Annotated in this window: 22 protein-coding genes; all 22 read left to right on the forward strand. The window is 55.2% G+C overall.

Features of this window, described 5'->3' with window-relative positions; genetic code table 11:
- Positions 1 to 18: 18 nt before the first annotated feature.
- The 22 genes from STH12_RS04960 (at position 19) to STH12_RS21510 (ending at position 13,221) form a co-directional block, all read left to right on the forward strand.
- Positions 19 to 225 (forward strand): hypothetical protein, encoded by a 207-nt coding sequence (locus tag STH12_RS04960; protein WP_126166529.1) that lies wholly within the window; start codon positions 19 to 21, stop codon positions 223 to 225.
- A 26-nt stretch (positions 226 to 251) separates the two neighbouring features.
- Positions 252 to 509: a hypothetical protein gene (locus STH12_RS04965; RefSeq protein ID WP_126166530.1), complete on the forward strand. Its 258-nt coding sequence runs from the start codon at positions 252 to 254 to the stop codon at positions 507 to 509.
- 9 nt (positions 510 to 518) lie between these two features.
- Positions 519 to 773, forward strand: coding sequence for a hypothetical protein (locus STH12_RS04970; protein WP_126166531.1), 255 nt, complete (start codon positions 519 to 521; stop codon positions 771 to 773).
- A 5-nt stretch (positions 774 to 778) separates the two neighbouring features.
- Positions 779 to 1,288 carry a gp16 family protein gene (locus tag STH12_RS04975; protein ID WP_126166532.1) on the forward strand — a complete coding sequence of 170 codons (510 nt, stop codon included), beginning with the start codon at positions 779 to 781 and terminating at the stop codon, positions 1,286 to 1,288.
- A gap of 98 nt (positions 1,289 to 1,386) precedes the next feature.
- Complete coding sequence (locus tag STH12_RS04980; RefSeq protein WP_126166533.1) at positions 1,387 to 1,815, forward strand: Mor transcription activator family protein; 429 nt, start codon at positions 1,387 to 1,389, stop codon at positions 1,813 to 1,815.
- Between the two features lie 10 nt (positions 1,816 to 1,825).
- Positions 1,826 to 2,275, forward strand: a complete 450-nt coding sequence (locus STH12_RS04985) for a hypothetical protein (RefSeq protein ID WP_126166534.1) — start codon at positions 1,826 to 1,828, stop codon at positions 2,273 to 2,275.
- Positions 2,276 to 2,353: 78 nt separating this feature from the next.
- A complete protein-coding gene (locus STH12_RS04990; protein WP_126166535.1) occupies positions 2,354 to 2,902 on the forward strand; it encodes a glycoside hydrolase family 108 protein in 549 nt (182 codons plus the stop codon).
- On the forward strand, positions 2,902 to 3,165 hold the full coding sequence (locus STH12_RS04995) for a hypothetical protein (RefSeq protein ID WP_126166536.1): 264 nt from the start codon (positions 2,902 to 2,904) through the stop codon (positions 3,163 to 3,165). The genes STH12_RS04990 and STH12_RS04995 overlap by 1 nt, the downstream gene beginning before the upstream one ends.
- Complete coding sequence (locus STH12_RS05000; protein WP_126166537.1) at positions 3,150 to 3,746, forward strand: hypothetical protein; 597 nt, start codon at positions 3,150 to 3,152, stop codon at positions 3,744 to 3,746. The genes STH12_RS04995 and STH12_RS05000 overlap by 16 nt, the downstream gene beginning before the upstream one ends.
- Positions 3,746 to 3,964, forward strand: a complete 219-nt coding sequence (locus tag STH12_RS05005) for a TraR/DksA C4-type zinc finger protein (RefSeq protein ID WP_126166538.1) — start codon at positions 3,746 to 3,748, stop codon at positions 3,962 to 3,964. Before STH12_RS05000 ends, STH12_RS05005 begins: the two co-directional genes overlap by 1 nt.
- The gene (locus tag STH12_RS05010; RefSeq protein ID WP_126166539.1) at positions 3,964 to 4,287 is read left to right on the forward strand and encodes a DUF2730 family protein; all 324 of its coding nucleotides are present in this window, start codon (positions 3,964 to 3,966) and stop codon (positions 4,285 to 4,287) included. Before STH12_RS05005 ends, STH12_RS05010 begins: the two co-directional genes overlap by 1 nt.
- Positions 4,288 to 4,295: 8 nt before the next feature.
- A complete protein-coding gene (locus tag STH12_RS05015) occupies positions 4,296 to 4,586 on the forward strand; it encodes a VpaChn25_0724 family phage protein (RefSeq protein WP_126166540.1) in 291 nt (96 codons plus the stop codon).
- Positions 4,587 to 4,595: 9 nt separating this feature from the next.
- Positions 4,596 to 5,177: a DUF3486 family protein gene (locus STH12_RS05020; protein ID WP_126166541.1), complete on the forward strand. Its 582-nt coding sequence runs from the start codon at positions 4,596 to 4,598 to the stop codon at positions 5,175 to 5,177.
- Between the two features lie 26 nt (positions 5,178 to 5,203).
- On the forward strand, positions 5,204 to 5,488 hold the full coding sequence (locus tag STH12_RS05025; protein ID WP_126166542.1) for a hypothetical protein: 285 nt from the start codon (positions 5,204 to 5,206) through the stop codon (positions 5,486 to 5,488).
- The gene (locus tag STH12_RS05030; protein ID WP_126166543.1) at positions 5,488 to 7,083 is read left to right on the forward strand and encodes a terminase large subunit domain-containing protein; all 1,596 of its coding nucleotides are present in this window, start codon (positions 5,488 to 5,490) and stop codon (positions 7,081 to 7,083) included. The genes STH12_RS05025 and STH12_RS05030 overlap by 1 nt, the downstream gene beginning before the upstream one ends.
- Complete coding sequence (locus STH12_RS05035) at positions 7,080 to 8,675, forward strand: DUF935 domain-containing protein (protein ID WP_126166544.1); 1,596 nt, start codon at positions 7,080 to 7,082, stop codon at positions 8,673 to 8,675. The genes STH12_RS05030 and STH12_RS05035 overlap by 4 nt, the downstream gene beginning before the upstream one ends.
- On the forward strand, positions 8,668 to 9,456 hold the full coding sequence (locus tag STH12_RS05040) for a phage head morphogenesis protein (RefSeq protein WP_126166545.1): 789 nt from the start codon (positions 8,668 to 8,670) through the stop codon (positions 9,454 to 9,456). Before STH12_RS05035 ends, STH12_RS05040 begins: the two co-directional genes overlap by 8 nt.
- A 323-nt stretch (positions 9,457 to 9,779) precedes the next feature.
- The gene (locus tag STH12_RS05045; protein WP_126166546.1) at positions 9,780 to 10,739 is read left to right on the forward strand and encodes a phage protease; all 960 of its coding nucleotides are present in this window, start codon (positions 9,780 to 9,782) and stop codon (positions 10,737 to 10,739) included.
- Positions 10,739 to 11,638 (forward strand): Mu-like prophage major head subunit gpT family protein, encoded by a 900-nt coding sequence (locus tag STH12_RS05050; RefSeq protein ID WP_126166547.1) that lies wholly within the window; start codon positions 10,739 to 10,741, stop codon positions 11,636 to 11,638. The genes STH12_RS05045 and STH12_RS05050 overlap by 1 nt, the downstream gene beginning before the upstream one ends.
- Positions 11,639 to 11,715: 77 nt before the next feature.
- Positions 11,716 to 11,976, forward strand: a complete 261-nt coding sequence (locus STH12_RS05055) for a hypothetical protein (RefSeq protein ID WP_126166548.1) — start codon at positions 11,716 to 11,718, stop codon at positions 11,974 to 11,976.
- A gap of 2 nt (positions 11,977 to 11,978) precedes the next feature.
- Positions 11,979 to 12,533 (forward strand): hypothetical protein, encoded by a 555-nt coding sequence (locus STH12_RS05060; protein WP_126166549.1) that lies wholly within the window; start codon positions 11,979 to 11,981, stop codon positions 12,531 to 12,533.
- A 25-nt stretch (positions 12,534 to 12,558) separates the two neighbouring features.
- Positions 12,559 to 13,221 (forward strand): hypothetical protein, encoded by a 663-nt coding sequence (locus tag STH12_RS21510; RefSeq protein ID WP_177616548.1) that lies wholly within the window; start codon positions 12,559 to 12,561, stop codon positions 13,219 to 13,221.
- The last annotated feature ends 5 nt before the right edge of the window (positions 13,222 to 13,226 follow it).

The following is a 13,226-nucleotide window of genomic DNA, read 5'->3' on the forward strand; positions in this document are numbered from 1 at the left end:
AACCAGAGGTAAAAATCGATGAAAACGTTAGATGAAAAAGCGAACAGCTTGATTAGTACCAGCGTGCAGGATGCTGAGATCACCATGTCGAGCATGCTTGAGAATAACCCGTATGAAGCAAAACAAGTGGCTGAAATCATGCTGAACAGACTGGAGGGTGCAGAGGGGCAAAAAACCAGAATTGCTCTGGTGAAACGCATTATCAGAAAAGCCAATAAACACTAGCAAAAGCACGAAGACCAGGGGGAATTATGTTTGGTGAATACACACCCATGATGAATCCAATACTGCTGCAGCGGCGCCTCGCCAATGGCAAGGCCATCATCGATGACGAGGTGGGGTTGCAGAAGCTGTGCCCGCGCTGCCAGGAGTATTGGCCCCAGGACACCCTGTTTTGGTCGCCATCAGCCCGGGAGGCCGATGGCCTGCAGTGCCGCTGCAAGGCCTGCCAGGCAGAGCATCGCAACGAGCGCAGCTCGAATAACAGTAATAGCCGCAATGCGGCATAGGAGAAAGACATGTCAAACAACAGATTAGCGGCGTACCAAGCCTGGTTAACTGCGGTTACCGATGCCGGCTTTAACGTGATTGAGTTCAAGGCACCCTGCTGTGGCAACAGCATGAAAGCCATCTGTCCTGAGACGACTGACGGGGTATGGGATTCGCTGACGTTCTGCCCGTACTGCGACGAGTTCTACTACAAAATTGTCTACCATGACCGGGTTGAAACCAAGCCGGTTTACCACCCAGCAACCGAACAGAAAACGGCGTGATGCTTATGTCAAACCTACTCAAACTGGTGCAGGTGGGTAAGCGGGAGCTGCACCTGGACGATGACATGTACCGCAACCTGCTGCAGAAGGTGACCGGGGTGCGCAGTGCCAAGGGGCTGAGTGAGGCCCAGCTGAATGCAGTTGTCAGCGAAATGAAAGCCCAGGGCTTTAAGCCGCGCCGCACCCTGCCTTCCCGAGCCAGAGCGCCGGAGGTGGCCAAGATCCGCGCCATCTGGCTAACCATGTTTGCCCAGGGCTTTGTGCGCAGCAATACCGAGGTGGCGCTTAACAGCTACGCCAAGCGGATGACCAAGACCGGAAACGGTCAAGGCGTTGACCGGGTGGAGTGGCTCACCTCGGAGCAGGCGGCGCAGGTGCTGGAGGCGTTGAAGAAGTGGCATTATCGCCTGATGGCCGATGCGATTGTTGCCAATGGCGGTTCGCCTGGTTCCGTTGGCTATGACAAGCTAAGCGCTTTTTACCTGAAGCATTATTGCAACGAGTCAATCCCATGACCGTGGGATCGCCCATGCCTTATACTGAAAACACCTCGCAGTTGCGGGGTGTTTTTCTATCCAGTGTTTTAGTTTTTATAATCTTAACGGTGACGGCCATGGCGAACTCAACCCCAGCAAAGCATGCAGCGAATGAAGAGAACGGCGACTTTTTCGGCTTCGATAATGTTAGCCTCGAAGACGTTGAACGCTTGGCCGAGGATGAAGAATCGCAGCGCTGGCCGGAGGCGATGCGGCAAATCTATGCCATGTTCAAGCACGAACTGGAGCGCCATGGGGCCGACACCAAAATCGCCATTGCCATGTTAAACCGCATCTGCCGCGAGTTCGGCGGGGTGCAGCTGTACCTGCCCCGTGGCAGGCAGCTGGAAGCGGAGATTATGAACCTGTCTATCTGGCATGAGTTCAAGGGCGATAACGTCGAGGAGCTGTCGCGCAAATACGACAAATCGATGCAGCATATCTACCGGGTTGTTGCTAAGATGCGCAAGCGCGAAGTGAAGCACAGACAACCGGATTTGTTTTGAAGGGATGACTATGAAGAAGTTACTGTTATTGTCCGCAATTATTTCAATGAATGCATTTGCATCAAAAGTTGAAGATGTAATTAACTCTTTTGAAATGGCAAATATCTATGCGGCAGACTGGTATAAAAAGGGCGATAGCCATATTGCTGAATCCAGTAATCAATATCGTGATATCAAAATAAACCTGACCGATACCAAAGGCTCAATGACAGTGGTGCTCGCGCCAACGCAGAAATTCGATATTATTTCGATAATGCCGTGTTATAAACTCACCGCATTTATTGATTACAACAAAGCAGACACCTGGAATGACCCTGAAACAGCTGACCAAAAAATTATCAGAAGTGTATTCAGTGAACATTTAAAAGATGGTGAAGCAAAAGAAGCCGTGCTTAACGGCTGGAAGCTCAGGATGTTAAGGCTTTCAAACAAGTTCAGTTGTGAAGTAGCCAAGCAATAGCAACAATCAGCGTTAATTAAACCCGCCCCAATATAAAAAGCACAATCCGATAAGGCTCCTTTATCTGGTTGTGCTTTGATGTTTTCAGACTTCCCCTTTTCCACCCGAGGCTATACGCCGGAATTTTGCCTTGCCGTCTACTTCATTTTGAAGATGGAAGGCGGCCTGCTCGCTAATGGGGGGTATGTAAACGACCCCAAGGATCCGGGCGGTGAAACCAAGTTCGGCATCAGCAAGCGGGCGTTTCCGGCACTCGATATCGCCGCCTTGAGCATTGATGATGCGGTGCGGATTTATCACCGCAGTTACTGGAATGCCGCCCATTGTCAGGAGTGGTCCGCGCCGCTTGCGCTGTACATGCTGGATGCGGCCGTGCAGCACGGGGCGGTTACCGCCATCAGACTGCTGCAGGAGATTATTGGCAGCAAGCCCGATGGCAAGGTGGGGCCGCTGACTCGCAACGCCGTACAGGGCATGGATGTTGAATACCTGTGCGCCCGATATGGTCTGCGCCGCGCCAGGCTGTATGCGCGGATTATCCGCAATGATGTTTCCCAGGTGCGCTTTATTGAGGGCTGGCATAACCGCCTGGTGCACCTGACCGATGCGGCCTGGGAGCTGCACTAATGGGCCGCAACTGGGACTACTCAAAAGCACAGGGCCGCGCCAAACGGCTTGAGGCAGAACTGCAGGCCCACCGCAGCGGCAGCGCCGTGCCAACCCACGCCCCCTTCTTCAGCCACGATGGCACCATGCAATCGTTTTTTAACGCTGGATGGCATGGCGTGAGCGCCTGCGACATTCGCATTCACATTGACCAATCCATCGTGCCCCAGGGCACAGACACACTTTCCAAACTCAGGAGTATCAGACAATGTCACTCGCTGTAATTTTAGGCGCAGCCAAGCTCGCCATGGAGGTTGGCCCAGCGGCCATCCGGGGTATTTCATCGCTGTTTGGCGGCAGTGACACTGCCGACAAAGTGGCCGAGATGGTGGAGCAGGTTGATGGCGTCCTCGGTATGACCGGAAGCCAAAAAGAAGCCGCCTTGGCGCGGGAGCTGCAAAAGCTGCCCGCCGAAAGCCTGGTGGAACTGGAGCGGCTGAAAATTGAAATGGATCGCGAAGTCACCCGCCGCCAGCAACTGGCATATGAGGATGCCCAGTCGCAGCACCGGGAAACCCAGGAAACCATCCGCGCCGGCGATAAAGCCGAAGACCCGTACATTCGCACCACCCGCCCCTTGATGGCACGCCAGTCTATGTGGGCCACCATGTTGTATTGCCTTGGTATGGAGGCCTTGCGGGCAACAGGTTACGGCAGTGGCGTGGACGTTGCGGTGGCGGCGTTATTGTCGAGCCCGGCATGGGCGTTCCTTGGCCTGCGTACACTGGATGGCTTTGCCCCCTATCCCAAGGGCAGTGGCGCCAAGGTTACCGGTACCTTATTGAATCTATTCAAGGGGCGTTAATGACAGAGCTGTTTGAACAGGCACAGGAAGCCGAACAGAAGTTTCGTGAGCAGGCGATTGCCAGGCAGCGCCAGCGGGAAACAGAAGCGCCGGATGAAGATGATGAGGGCAACCGTTACTGCCTTGGGTGTGGTGAGTTGGTTGTCCAGTTACGGCTGGCAGCGTGCCCTGATGCCGTGCGCTGCGTTGAATGCCAGAGTGCAAAGGAGCGCCGCTGATGGAAGTGTGGATTAAAACCTACTGGCCCATGCTGTGGGCGGTGCTGAGTACCCTGGGGATGCTGGTATTGGGGCTGATGTCCAAGACGTATGCCAAGCGTGATGAGCTGACAGAAGTCAGGCAAGACATTGCCAAGGTGGACAAGAAGGTGGATGAACTGCAGGCCCATGTGGATGCGCTGCCAACCCAGCAGCAAATTACCGCGCTGATGGTGGAAATGGCGGAAACCCGGGGGGAAATGAAAGAGCTTCGCGCCCAGATAAAGCCGGTTGAACACCTGGCGCAACTGCTGTTGGAACAACGTTTAAAGGACGATAATTAGAGGATCCTATGTCATTTAAAACACTGCTGATTGAAGACCAGCGTCTGGTGATCCTGCGCTCGTTGATGGAAATGCATGGCTATGAGGCCAACGAGTCGATTATCGATTCGTGTCTGGATGCCTATGGCCACAAGGTCAGCCGCGACCAGGTGCGCAGCCATTTGAGCTGGCTGGATGAACAGGGGCTGGTCACAGTGCGCAACATTCAGGAATGTCAAATTGCCAGACTGACCAGCCGCGGCGAAGACGTGGCCACAGGTCAGGCGATTGTACCGGGCGTTAAACGGCCTCGGGCATAAGGGGGCAGTATGCAGGTTGCCGTTAACCGCAAAAGCAAAATCCAGCTGCTGCCGGAAGAGATACGTTCGTCACTGAATGTGCTTATTCGCAGTGGCGACATGACCCAGGAAGATATTCGCGAGGCCGTCAATCAGATGATTGAGGAAGCAGGCCTGCCGGATGACGCCAAGATAAGCCGCTCCAGCTTTAACCGCTACGCCAAGCGCATGGAAGACATGGGGCAGCGCCTGCGTCAGTCGCGGGAAGTGGCCGAAGTGTGGATAAGCAAACTCGGTCAGGCGCCCACCTCAGACGTGGGCAAGCTGCTGCAGGAGTTTGTGCGCACCATGGCCTTTGAAACCTCGATGAAGATGATGGAGGCCGCCGAAGGGGAAGAAGGCGAAGTGATATCACCCAAGGCCCTGGGCCAGTTGGCCCTGGTGGTGCAGCGCATCGAGCAGGCCTCGATGTCGAGTATCAAGGTAGAGAAAGAGATCCGCAGTGCATTTGCACAGGAGGCCGCAGCGGCAGCGGAGAAGGTGGCAACACGGCAGGGACTGACCGCTGAAGGTGTGGCGGCGCTTAAGAATGAAATCCTTGGCATCGCCTGACGGGCCAAACCACAAGCGGAGGCCGTATGGCTAAAAAAGTGCTGTGCAATATCACTATCAAAGGGCATGAAAAGACCTGGGGTTTTCATACCTATGTTGACCCAAAGTATCTCGATGAGTGGCGGGCCGATGGCATTCAAATTGAGACCATTGTTTGCATGGTTCCTGTGAGCGTGCAGCGTGCCGGATTTACCAAGCTGTGGTGCGTTGGCTTGGATGTTGTGTCATTTGCTTTTTTAAAGCCGTCCTGGTGGCGTGAGCGTGGCGGTGAACTGAAAGCCGCTGTCGCCAATTGGTGGAGTAACCGCTGATGTCTGCTGTTGACGCCGTACCCAATCACGAAGACCTGCAGCGATTTGATCCCGGTGAGGTAATGCTGGGGTATCAGCGCCGCTGGGTGGCGGATACATCGCCGCTTAAGATTGCCGAAAAATCGCGCCGTACCGGTTTAACCTGGGCGGAAGCCGCTGATGCGGTACTGACGGCTGCCGCTGGCCGTGGCGCGGGTGGTACCAATCACTTTTACGTGGGTTCCAACAAGGAAATGGCCAGGGAGTTTATTGATGCTGCGGCCATGTGGGCCAAGGTGTTTGATAAAGCCGGCGGCGAAATCCACGAAGAGGTGTTTATTGATGATGGCGTTGATGGCAAAGAGATCCTGACCTTCGCCATTTACTTTGCCTCGGGTTTCAAAATTCAGGCGCTCAGCTCCAACCCATCCAACCTGCGCGGTATGCAGGGTAACGTGACCATAGACGAAGCGGCCTTTCATGAGCGGCTGGCGGAGGTGCTCAAAGCGGCGCTGGCGCTCACCATGTGGGGCGCCAAGGTGAGGCTTATTTCAACCCATAACGGGGTTGAAAACCTGTTTAACTCGCTGATTAACGACTCCCGCGCCGGCAAGAAAGATTACTCTGTGCACCGCATCACTCTGGATGATGCCTGCCGCGATGGCCTGTACAAACGCATCTGTCAGATACGTGGCATGGAGTGGAGCCAGGCGGCAGAAGATGACTGGAAAGCCGGATTACTTAAGGCTACGGCCGCCGAAGAGGATGCGCTTGAAGAATACTACTGCGTGCCCAAGAACGGCGGCGGCGCCTATATCCCACGCAGTTTGCGCGAACGCGCAGCCAGGTTGGTCGGGCCGGTGCTGCGCTTTACCGGCAGTGCGGCATTCAACCAGGCAGGCGAGTCAGAGCGGATCAACGAAATGCAGGAATGGCTGGACAAGGAAGTGGCACCACAGCTGTTGCTTTTGCCAAAACATCTGCGCCATGCTTTCGGCGAAGACTTTGCCCGCACTGGCGATTTGACAGTCATGGCGCCGGTCACGGTCAACGACAACACCAAACGCGAAGTCCCCTTCCTGGTTGAGCTGAAGAACGTGCCCTTCAAGCAGCAGGAGCAGACCCTGTATTTCATCTGCGATCGACTGCCTCGCCGCGACGGCATCAAGCTCGATGCGCGCGGCAATGGTCAGTATCTGGCCGAGCAGGCCCGCTACAAATATGGCGCGGAAGTTGAGGAAGTGATGCTGACGCAGTCCTACTACCGCGAGAACATGCCGCGCTTTAAAGCCGCTTTTGAAGATAACGAAATCACGCTGCCAAAGCATGAAGATGTGATAACCGACCTTGGGCAAATTCAGCTGTACCGTGGCGTGCCCGGCATCGACGACAGCCGCACCACGGGCAGCGATGGCAACAAGCGCCACGGCGACAGTGCGATCGCCATCTTCCTGGGCTTCCTTGCCTCCAAAGAAGACATCACCCGTTACGAGCTGCACAGCATCAAGCCCCAGGGCGATGAAACAGTGCGGCGCTTTTTCGGTACAGCCGAGGACAACAACCGATTCGATGATATGCCGCAGCAGGATCTGCGCGGCAGAGGGATAAGACTATGAGCCAAATTCTGGACGCACGGGGCAACCCTATCAAGGCCGATAAGGCCATCCTCAGTGACGATATCGCCCGTGCCTATACCACGGGCGTGCGCAATCCTCGGCCTGTGAGTGTGGCCTCTACCATTACCCCGCAGCGACTGGCGGCGGTGCTGCGCAGTGTGATTGATGGCAACGACCCAGAAGCCTATATGACGCTGGCCGAGGAAATGGAAGAGCGCGATCTGCATTACGCCGCGCAGCTGCGTACCCGCAAGCTGGCGGTGGCAGCCATTGAGCCTTCGGTGGAAGCTTACAGCGAAGAGCCGCAGGATTTGCTGATGGCCGAGCGGGTGCGCGAATTGATGACCGATGACATGATCCCAGAACTGTTCTTCGACCTGCTCGATGGCCTCGGCAAGGGCCTGTCGGTGGTGCAGATTTTGTGGAACACCCGCGCCATGCCCTGGAAGCCGCAGGATTACAAATGGGTTGACCCCCGTTATCTGCGCCAGGATCAGCAAACGCTGGAGCAAATTCTGCTTATCTCAGACGATGCCCCCCAGGGAGCAGCGCTGGAGCCCTACAAGTTCATCATCCACACCCCAAGGTCGAAGAGTGGCAGCGTGTGGCGTAACGGTTTGGCCCGCTTGGTGGCGGTGATGTACATGCTTAAAAGCTTCACTGTGCGCGATTGGTGGGCCTTTGCCGAAGTGTTTGGCATTCCGGTGCGGGTGGGTAAATACGGCGCCAATGCCAGTGCCGATGATATTCAAACCCTGGTAAATGCCATTGGCCGTATCGCCTCTGACGCCGGCGCGGTGATCCCAGAGTCGATGAAGATTGACCTGATTGAAACCGCCAAGGGCAATGGCGGAAACACCCTTTTTGAGAACATGGCCCGCTGGTGTGACGAGCAGATCTCCAAAGCCGTGCTGGGGCAAACCATGACGGCCGATGACGGCAGCTCCCAGTCACAGGCCAATGTGCATAACGATGTGCGTATCGATATTGCCAAGTGGGATGCGCGCCAGTTGGCCGCCTGCATTAACGAGTACCTGGTTAAGCCATTCATCATCCTCAACTGGGGTGTGCAGGAACATTACCCCAAAGTGCGGATTAATGTGCCTGAGCCGGAAGACCTCAAGATGCTGGTTGACAGTATCACCCCGTTAATTGACAGGGGGCTGCGGGTGTCGGCGGCGGCACTGCGCGACAAGTTCAGCCTGGTGGAACCGGAAGAAGCCGAAGAGATATTGGCGCCAGTGAACCTGATTGGCATGGGCAACGTGCCGCCGGTTGCCATGAACAGCATGGGCATTCAAGGTATGGGAAACTATGGCCCCAGTGGCCAGCAGCTGGCGTTTAACCGGGTGCGCAATACTGCCGATACCGAAATCGACAACCTCACCGAGGAAGCCATGGGCGACTGGGTGGTGATGGCGGAGGAGTTCATGAACCCCATTCTGGCACTGGCCAAAGGCTCAGACAGTTATGAGGCGTTTCTGGCTGAGCTGCCCAAGCTGCAGCAGCAGCTCGGCGCCGAGCAGTTTGTGGAGCAGATGGCGCAGTACATGTTCCAGGCTCGCGGCCTGGGGGACGCCACCGATGCCTGATAACCGTTCATCACAAGAGATAGTACCCAAAGAGGCCCTGGCCTGGTTCAAGCGCAAGGGCATTGAGCCAGGCTTTGATTACCGCGACGTGTGGAAGCAGGAACACAATAATGCCTTCACCGTGGCCAAGATGCTCAATGCCGATCTGCTGGTCGACGTGAAGCAGCTGGTTGAGCAGGCCATTGCCGATGGCCAGACCTTCGAGCAGTTCCGCGACGTGCTAAAACCGCTGCTGGTAAAGTCGGGTTGGTGGGGCGTGCAACTGATGGATGACCCGTTAACCGGTGAAACAAAGCCGGTGCAACTGGGCAGTGAAGGCCGGATAAAAACCATTTACCGCACCAACATGCGCACTGCCCGTGCCGCTGGGCAATGGGAACGCATAGAACGCACCAGACGTGCCATGCCGTATTTGCTGTATCAGTTGGGGCCATCGCAGGAGCACCGGCTTGAACACGTGAAATGGAATAACACCCTATTGCCAGTTGACCATCCATGGTGGCAAGTGCATATGCCACCCAATGCCTGGGGCTGTCAGTGCTGGATACGCCAGGTATCGCAGTATGAAGCCGATAAGCTGATGGCGGCAGGCACTGTTACCACTGAATCACCTGCAGGGAAAACCAGGCGTTGGGTTAACAAGCGAACAGGTGAAGTTGAAACCCTGCCAGAGGGCATTGAACCCGGTTGGAACTATAACCCGGGGCAGCGGCGTGAACAGGCGCTGGACACTGACCTTGCCGAGAAAGAGGCGCGAATGCGTCAAACGCTCTCAGATTGACGCTAACGACATATGGGGTACAAAGTTACTCGAAAAAAAGTTTAAACCAATCTGAGGCGATTTAAACAGGGTTTAAACATGGTTGCGCAATGCTTTTGAAATGGGTTTGTATCTGCCAGCTTGATCCGCTGATTTTTTCGGGTAACCTTTAACCGCTGGCCAAGGACACCAAATCCTGTTTTCAGCCACCCAACACTGAGCAATTGACGTTATTTATCGTCAGTTGCTTTTTTTTTGCATTCTGAAACCCGACATGTTTTTCGCATATCACCTCACTGACCCAACGGGAGGTTGTTATGTAATCCTTATCGGAGTTCTCACCAATGCAAGTAAAAGCCCTTACCGCGCTTTGCTTCACCATGATGGCGATGGAGGCCAATGCCCCCGGCATTTGGTTGCCGCTGATCCCCGCCGGCAGTTTTCAGGGAATCGATGGCCGTTCATGGACGAACCCTAACCCTGATGCCATCGTCGCCGCCTTTACCAAAAAGCGGCCGTTTGACGTTGAGCATGCCACCCACATTAAAGCCCCCAAAGGTGAAGAAGCCCCGGCCTACGGTTGGATTACCAAGGTTGAAAACCGTGGCGGCGAGGTGTGGGGCTATGTGGAATGGAACGCCGAAGGTCGCGAAATGATTGAGGAAAAGAAGTACGCCTTCTATTCCCCGGCGTTTGCCCATAACGCTGACACCGGTGTGATTGTCAGCATTGAAAGCGCCGGTCTCACCAACAGCCCGAATTTAGATGTTCCCGCCCTTAACCGACAAGAGGACCACCCCATGAAGCTGTCCCAGCTTATTGCGGCTGCACTCGGCCTTGCCGAAACAGCAACCGAACAGGACGCGGTGACTGCAATCAACTCGCTGAAAAGTGAGAAAGACATTGCATTGAACCGTGCCGCCCAGCCTGACCTGACGCTGTACGTGCCCAAAGACACGCATCAGATTGCGCTCAACCGCGCCGAAAGCGCCGAAGCCAAACTGGCCGAAATCCAGGAACAGGAAATCGACGCCCTGGTGCAGTCGGCTATCGATGCCGGCAAGGTTGCACCTGCCAACAAGGACATGTACCTGGGCCTGTGCCGCACCGAAGGCGGTGTGGAGCAGTTCAAGGCCTTTGTGGGCACGGCTCCGGTGATTGCCACCAACGCCAAAACCAAGGCGCCAAAGACTACCGACCAGCCAGAGCTTAAAGAACATGAGCTGGCCATGTGTCGCAAGATGGGGGTAAGCAAGGAAGACTTCCTGGCTGCCAAAAAACAAATGAACGTAGGAGCTGAATAATGGCGACTGAAGCACAAGTATTGGAAGCCCTGCAGGCCACTATGTCGGCGGCCTACACCAAGGGCCTGTCGGCAGCCAAGCCGCAATGGAACATGATTGCTACCGAAGTGCCCAGCTCCGGTGCAGCCAACTTTTACGGCTGGCTGAAAGACCTGCCCGGAATTGTTGAATGGACCGGCGACCGTCAGTTGGCCGACATGGGCAAGCATGGTTACTCCATCGAAAACAAGACGTTCGAGAGTTCCATTTCGGTATCCCGCGACAACGTGGATGATGACCAGATTGGTCACTACAGCGTGATTGCACAGAACTACGGCGATCAGGTGGCCTACTTCCCGGACACCCTGGCGTATCCACTGCTGGCAGCCGGTTTTACCACCCTGTGCTATGACGGTCAGAACTATTTCGATACTGACCACCCGCTGGAAACCACCCCGGCCAGTACCTTCTCTAACGTGATTGGTGATCCTCTGACTGACACCGGTGAACCCTGGTTCCTGATTGACGATACCAAGGTGCTCAAGCCTGTGGTGTATCAGAACCGTCGCCCGTTCGTGTTCAAGAACATGAACCCGAACGAAGAGTACACCTGGTTCAACAACAAGTACGCCGCCGGCGTGGATGGCCGCTGTAACGTGGGCTTCTCGTTCCCGCAGTTGGCGATTGGCTCCAAAGCTGCGCTCACCGAAGCCAACTATGAAGCGGCCAAAAAGCTGCTGCAGAAGATGAAGAAGGTGGACGGCACCCCAATTGGTACCCGTGCAACCAAGCTGGTTGTTGGCCCTGACAATGAAGCGGCGGCCAAGAAGCTGATTGCCCGCATGCTGATTGAAGGCGGCGATACCAACATCTACTACAACGACGTTGAAATTGTGGTGTCACCACTGATTACCGCCTAATCCTCAGCAGACGGTACACGGAAGAGATTTGGCGCAGGGACGCGCCACCCCTAATCAGTTAATTGCCGGAGAACGACATGACCCAACGTATTCAAATTGATGATACCGGCTGGACCTTGCTTTCTACCGGCAAGACCCGTGGCCTTATCGAAAATGAAACTGGCCGCGCGGTAAAAGTGCGTATTGAGGCTGTAGGCGTGGTACCAAGCAACAGCGAAACCTGGGGCCATAACCTCAACATCGCCAAGTATTTCACCTGGGAAAAGGCGTCATTGGGTGCAGATATCTATGCCAGAGCCACTGAAGGCTCAGGCTATTTGCTGGTATCTGAGGGGTAATCATGGGGCCGTCACACGAGCTGTATTTCCCCGGCGAAGAAGTCTATGCGCTGCTTGCCAGGGCAAGCTTTGTTACCCAGGATGCCAACGACCTCAAGCAGACGCTTGCAGCCAACGGCGTACCTGAAGTGGTGACCTACAACCGTTTGGCGGTCAGCGATCCCGAGGTGGATATCAATCTGGCCACTGGCGAGGTGACCTTTCACAGCGACTTCAGTGGGGTTGCTTCCATCAGTGTGGGGATCCTGCGGGAGTTGACCGGCAGCGGAAATATTGAATGGGGTGTGTTTGTACAGGCGTACGACCCGGTCAACGAGATATGGGTGCCATATGAAGGGTCACTGAGGCCCATCACCATGAGCACCCAAACCTCGAATGAAAAGCGGGTCATCGATTACTCGCTGGCGGTAGAGCTGAAGAAGGAGCAGAAGTTCCGCTTTATGCACTACACCACCGATGCATCGAAGACGGTTTCCATTGTGTCGTTTGGTGCCACGGGTTTGTTGCCATCATCGGCTGGGGTCATTGTCAGCCTGTTCGGCATCATTCCAACCTGATCCAACCTAACCCAAGGAGTTGAACGTGAGTGAAGCTAAAACCCCAAAAGGCGCTGGTCGCCAACGGAAGGTCGCAGTTGCCGCTACTGATGGACAGACAGTGGCACAGGGTGCTGCCGTCAAAGCAGCGCAAGCCAAATCGGACGCGGCACTAGCCGAGATTGAAGCCAAGGCAAAAGCTGAAGCCGAGGCAAAGGCCAAGGCAGATGAAGAAGCCAAGGCCAAAGCGGAAGCCGAGGCTAAAGCCAAGGCCGATGAAGAAGCCAAGGCCAAAGCGGAAACCGAGGCAAAGGCCAAAGCCGATGAAGAAGCCAAGGCCAAAGCGGAAGCTGAGGCTAAAGCCAACCAACTGGAGCAAGACAATGAAAGCATGGGTATATCAAAAACTGGTACTGGGGCTGATCTGCTGTCTGGCATTGATAGCTGCACCCTTCTTGGCGCTTTCGAAGTGCATGCAAAAGCTGATGCAGGCTTTTGGCGAAGTGGCGTGCAGTTTCATCGGCTCAAGCCAACCCTGGTGTTGGTGGTGGAGCAGGAAGACCATGCGGCTGCAGGCGTTCATGCGCCGGATGATGAGTCACAGCAGGTGGTATTGCTCACTAAGCAAAAGGCAGAGCGGGTATACCGTGAGCCCAACCTGGTGGTTACCGACGTCGAACTTGATGACCTGATACCAGGTCAGCAATAAGCCGC

It is taken from the genome of Shewanella khirikhana, assembly GCF_003957745.1.
In the GTDB taxonomy this organism is placed as follows: Bacteria; Pseudomonadota; Gammaproteobacteria; order Enterobacterales; family Shewanellaceae; genus Shewanella; species Shewanella khirikhana.

What these genes read in the sequence shown, in the direction of transcription:
- STH12_RS05000 (WP_126166537.1), top strand. Translation starts at nt 3,150, where the DNA reads ATGTCACTCGCTGTAATTTTAGGCGCAGCCAAGCTCGCCATGGAGGTT.
- STH12_RS05005 (WP_126166538.1), top strand. Translation starts at nt 3,746, where the DNA reads ATGACAGAGCTGTTTGAACAGGCACAGGAAGCCGAACAGAAGTTTCGT.
- STH12_RS04990 (WP_126166535.1), top strand. Translation starts at nt 2,354, where the DNA reads ATGTTTTCAGACTTCCCCTTTTCCACCCGAGGCTATACGCCGGAATTT.
- STH12_RS05010 (WP_126166539.1), top strand. Translation starts at nt 3,964, where the DNA reads ATGGAAGTGTGGATTAAAACCTACTGGCCCATGCTGTGGGCGGTGCTG.
- STH12_RS05025 (WP_126166542.1), top strand. Translation starts at nt 5,204, where the DNA reads ATGGCTAAAAAAGTGCTGTGCAATATCACTATCAAAGGGCATGAAAAG.
- STH12_RS04980 (WP_126166533.1), top strand. Translation starts at nt 1,387, where the DNA reads ATGGCGAACTCAACCCCAGCAAAGCATGCAGCGAATGAAGAGAACGGC.
- STH12_RS04975 (WP_126166532.1), top strand. Translation starts at nt 779, where the DNA reads ATGTCAAACCTACTCAAACTGGTGCAGGTGGGTAAGCGGGAGCTGCAC.
- STH12_RS05060 (WP_126166549.1), top strand. Translation starts at nt 11,979, where the DNA reads ATGGGGCCGTCACACGAGCTGTATTTCCCCGGCGAAGAAGTCTATGCG.
- STH12_RS05030 (WP_126166543.1), top strand. Translation starts at nt 5,488, where the DNA reads ATGTCTGCTGTTGACGCCGTACCCAATCACGAAGACCTGCAGCGATTT.
- STH12_RS05040 (WP_126166545.1), top strand. Translation starts at nt 8,668, where the DNA reads ATGCCTGATAACCGTTCATCACAAGAGATAGTACCCAAAGAGGCCCTG.
- STH12_RS05035 (WP_126166544.1), top strand. Translation starts at nt 7,080, where the DNA reads ATGAGCCAAATTCTGGACGCACGGGGCAACCCTATCAAGGCCGATAAG.
- STH12_RS04985 (WP_126166534.1), top strand. Translation starts at nt 1,826, where the DNA reads ATGAAGAAGTTACTGTTATTGTCCGCAATTATTTCAATGAATGCATTT.
- STH12_RS04995 (WP_126166536.1), top strand. Translation starts at nt 2,902, where the DNA reads ATGGGCCGCAACTGGGACTACTCAAAAGCACAGGGCCGCGCCAAACGG.
- STH12_RS04965 (WP_126166530.1), top strand. Translation starts at nt 252, where the DNA reads ATGTTTGGTGAATACACACCCATGATGAATCCAATACTGCTGCAGCGG.
- STH12_RS05045 (WP_126166546.1), top strand. Translation starts at nt 9,780, where the DNA reads ATGCAAGTAAAAGCCCTTACCGCGCTTTGCTTCACCATGATGGCGATG.
- STH12_RS05020 (WP_126166541.1), top strand. Translation starts at nt 4,596, where the DNA reads ATGCAGGTTGCCGTTAACCGCAAAAGCAAAATCCAGCTGCTGCCGGAA.
- STH12_RS04970 (WP_126166531.1), top strand. Translation starts at nt 519, where the DNA reads ATGTCAAACAACAGATTAGCGGCGTACCAAGCCTGGTTAACTGCGGTT.
- STH12_RS05055 (WP_126166548.1), top strand. Translation starts at nt 11,716, where the DNA reads ATGACCCAACGTATTCAAATTGATGATACCGGCTGGACCTTGCTTTCT.
- STH12_RS05050 (WP_126166547.1), top strand. Translation starts at nt 10,739, where the DNA reads ATGGCGACTGAAGCACAAGTATTGGAAGCCCTGCAGGCCACTATGTCG.
- STH12_RS04960 (WP_126166529.1), top strand. Translation starts at nt 19, where the DNA reads ATGAAAACGTTAGATGAAAAAGCGAACAGCTTGATTAGTACCAGCGTG.
- STH12_RS05015 (WP_126166540.1), top strand. Translation starts at nt 4,296, where the DNA reads ATGTCATTTAAAACACTGCTGATTGAAGACCAGCGTCTGGTGATCCTG.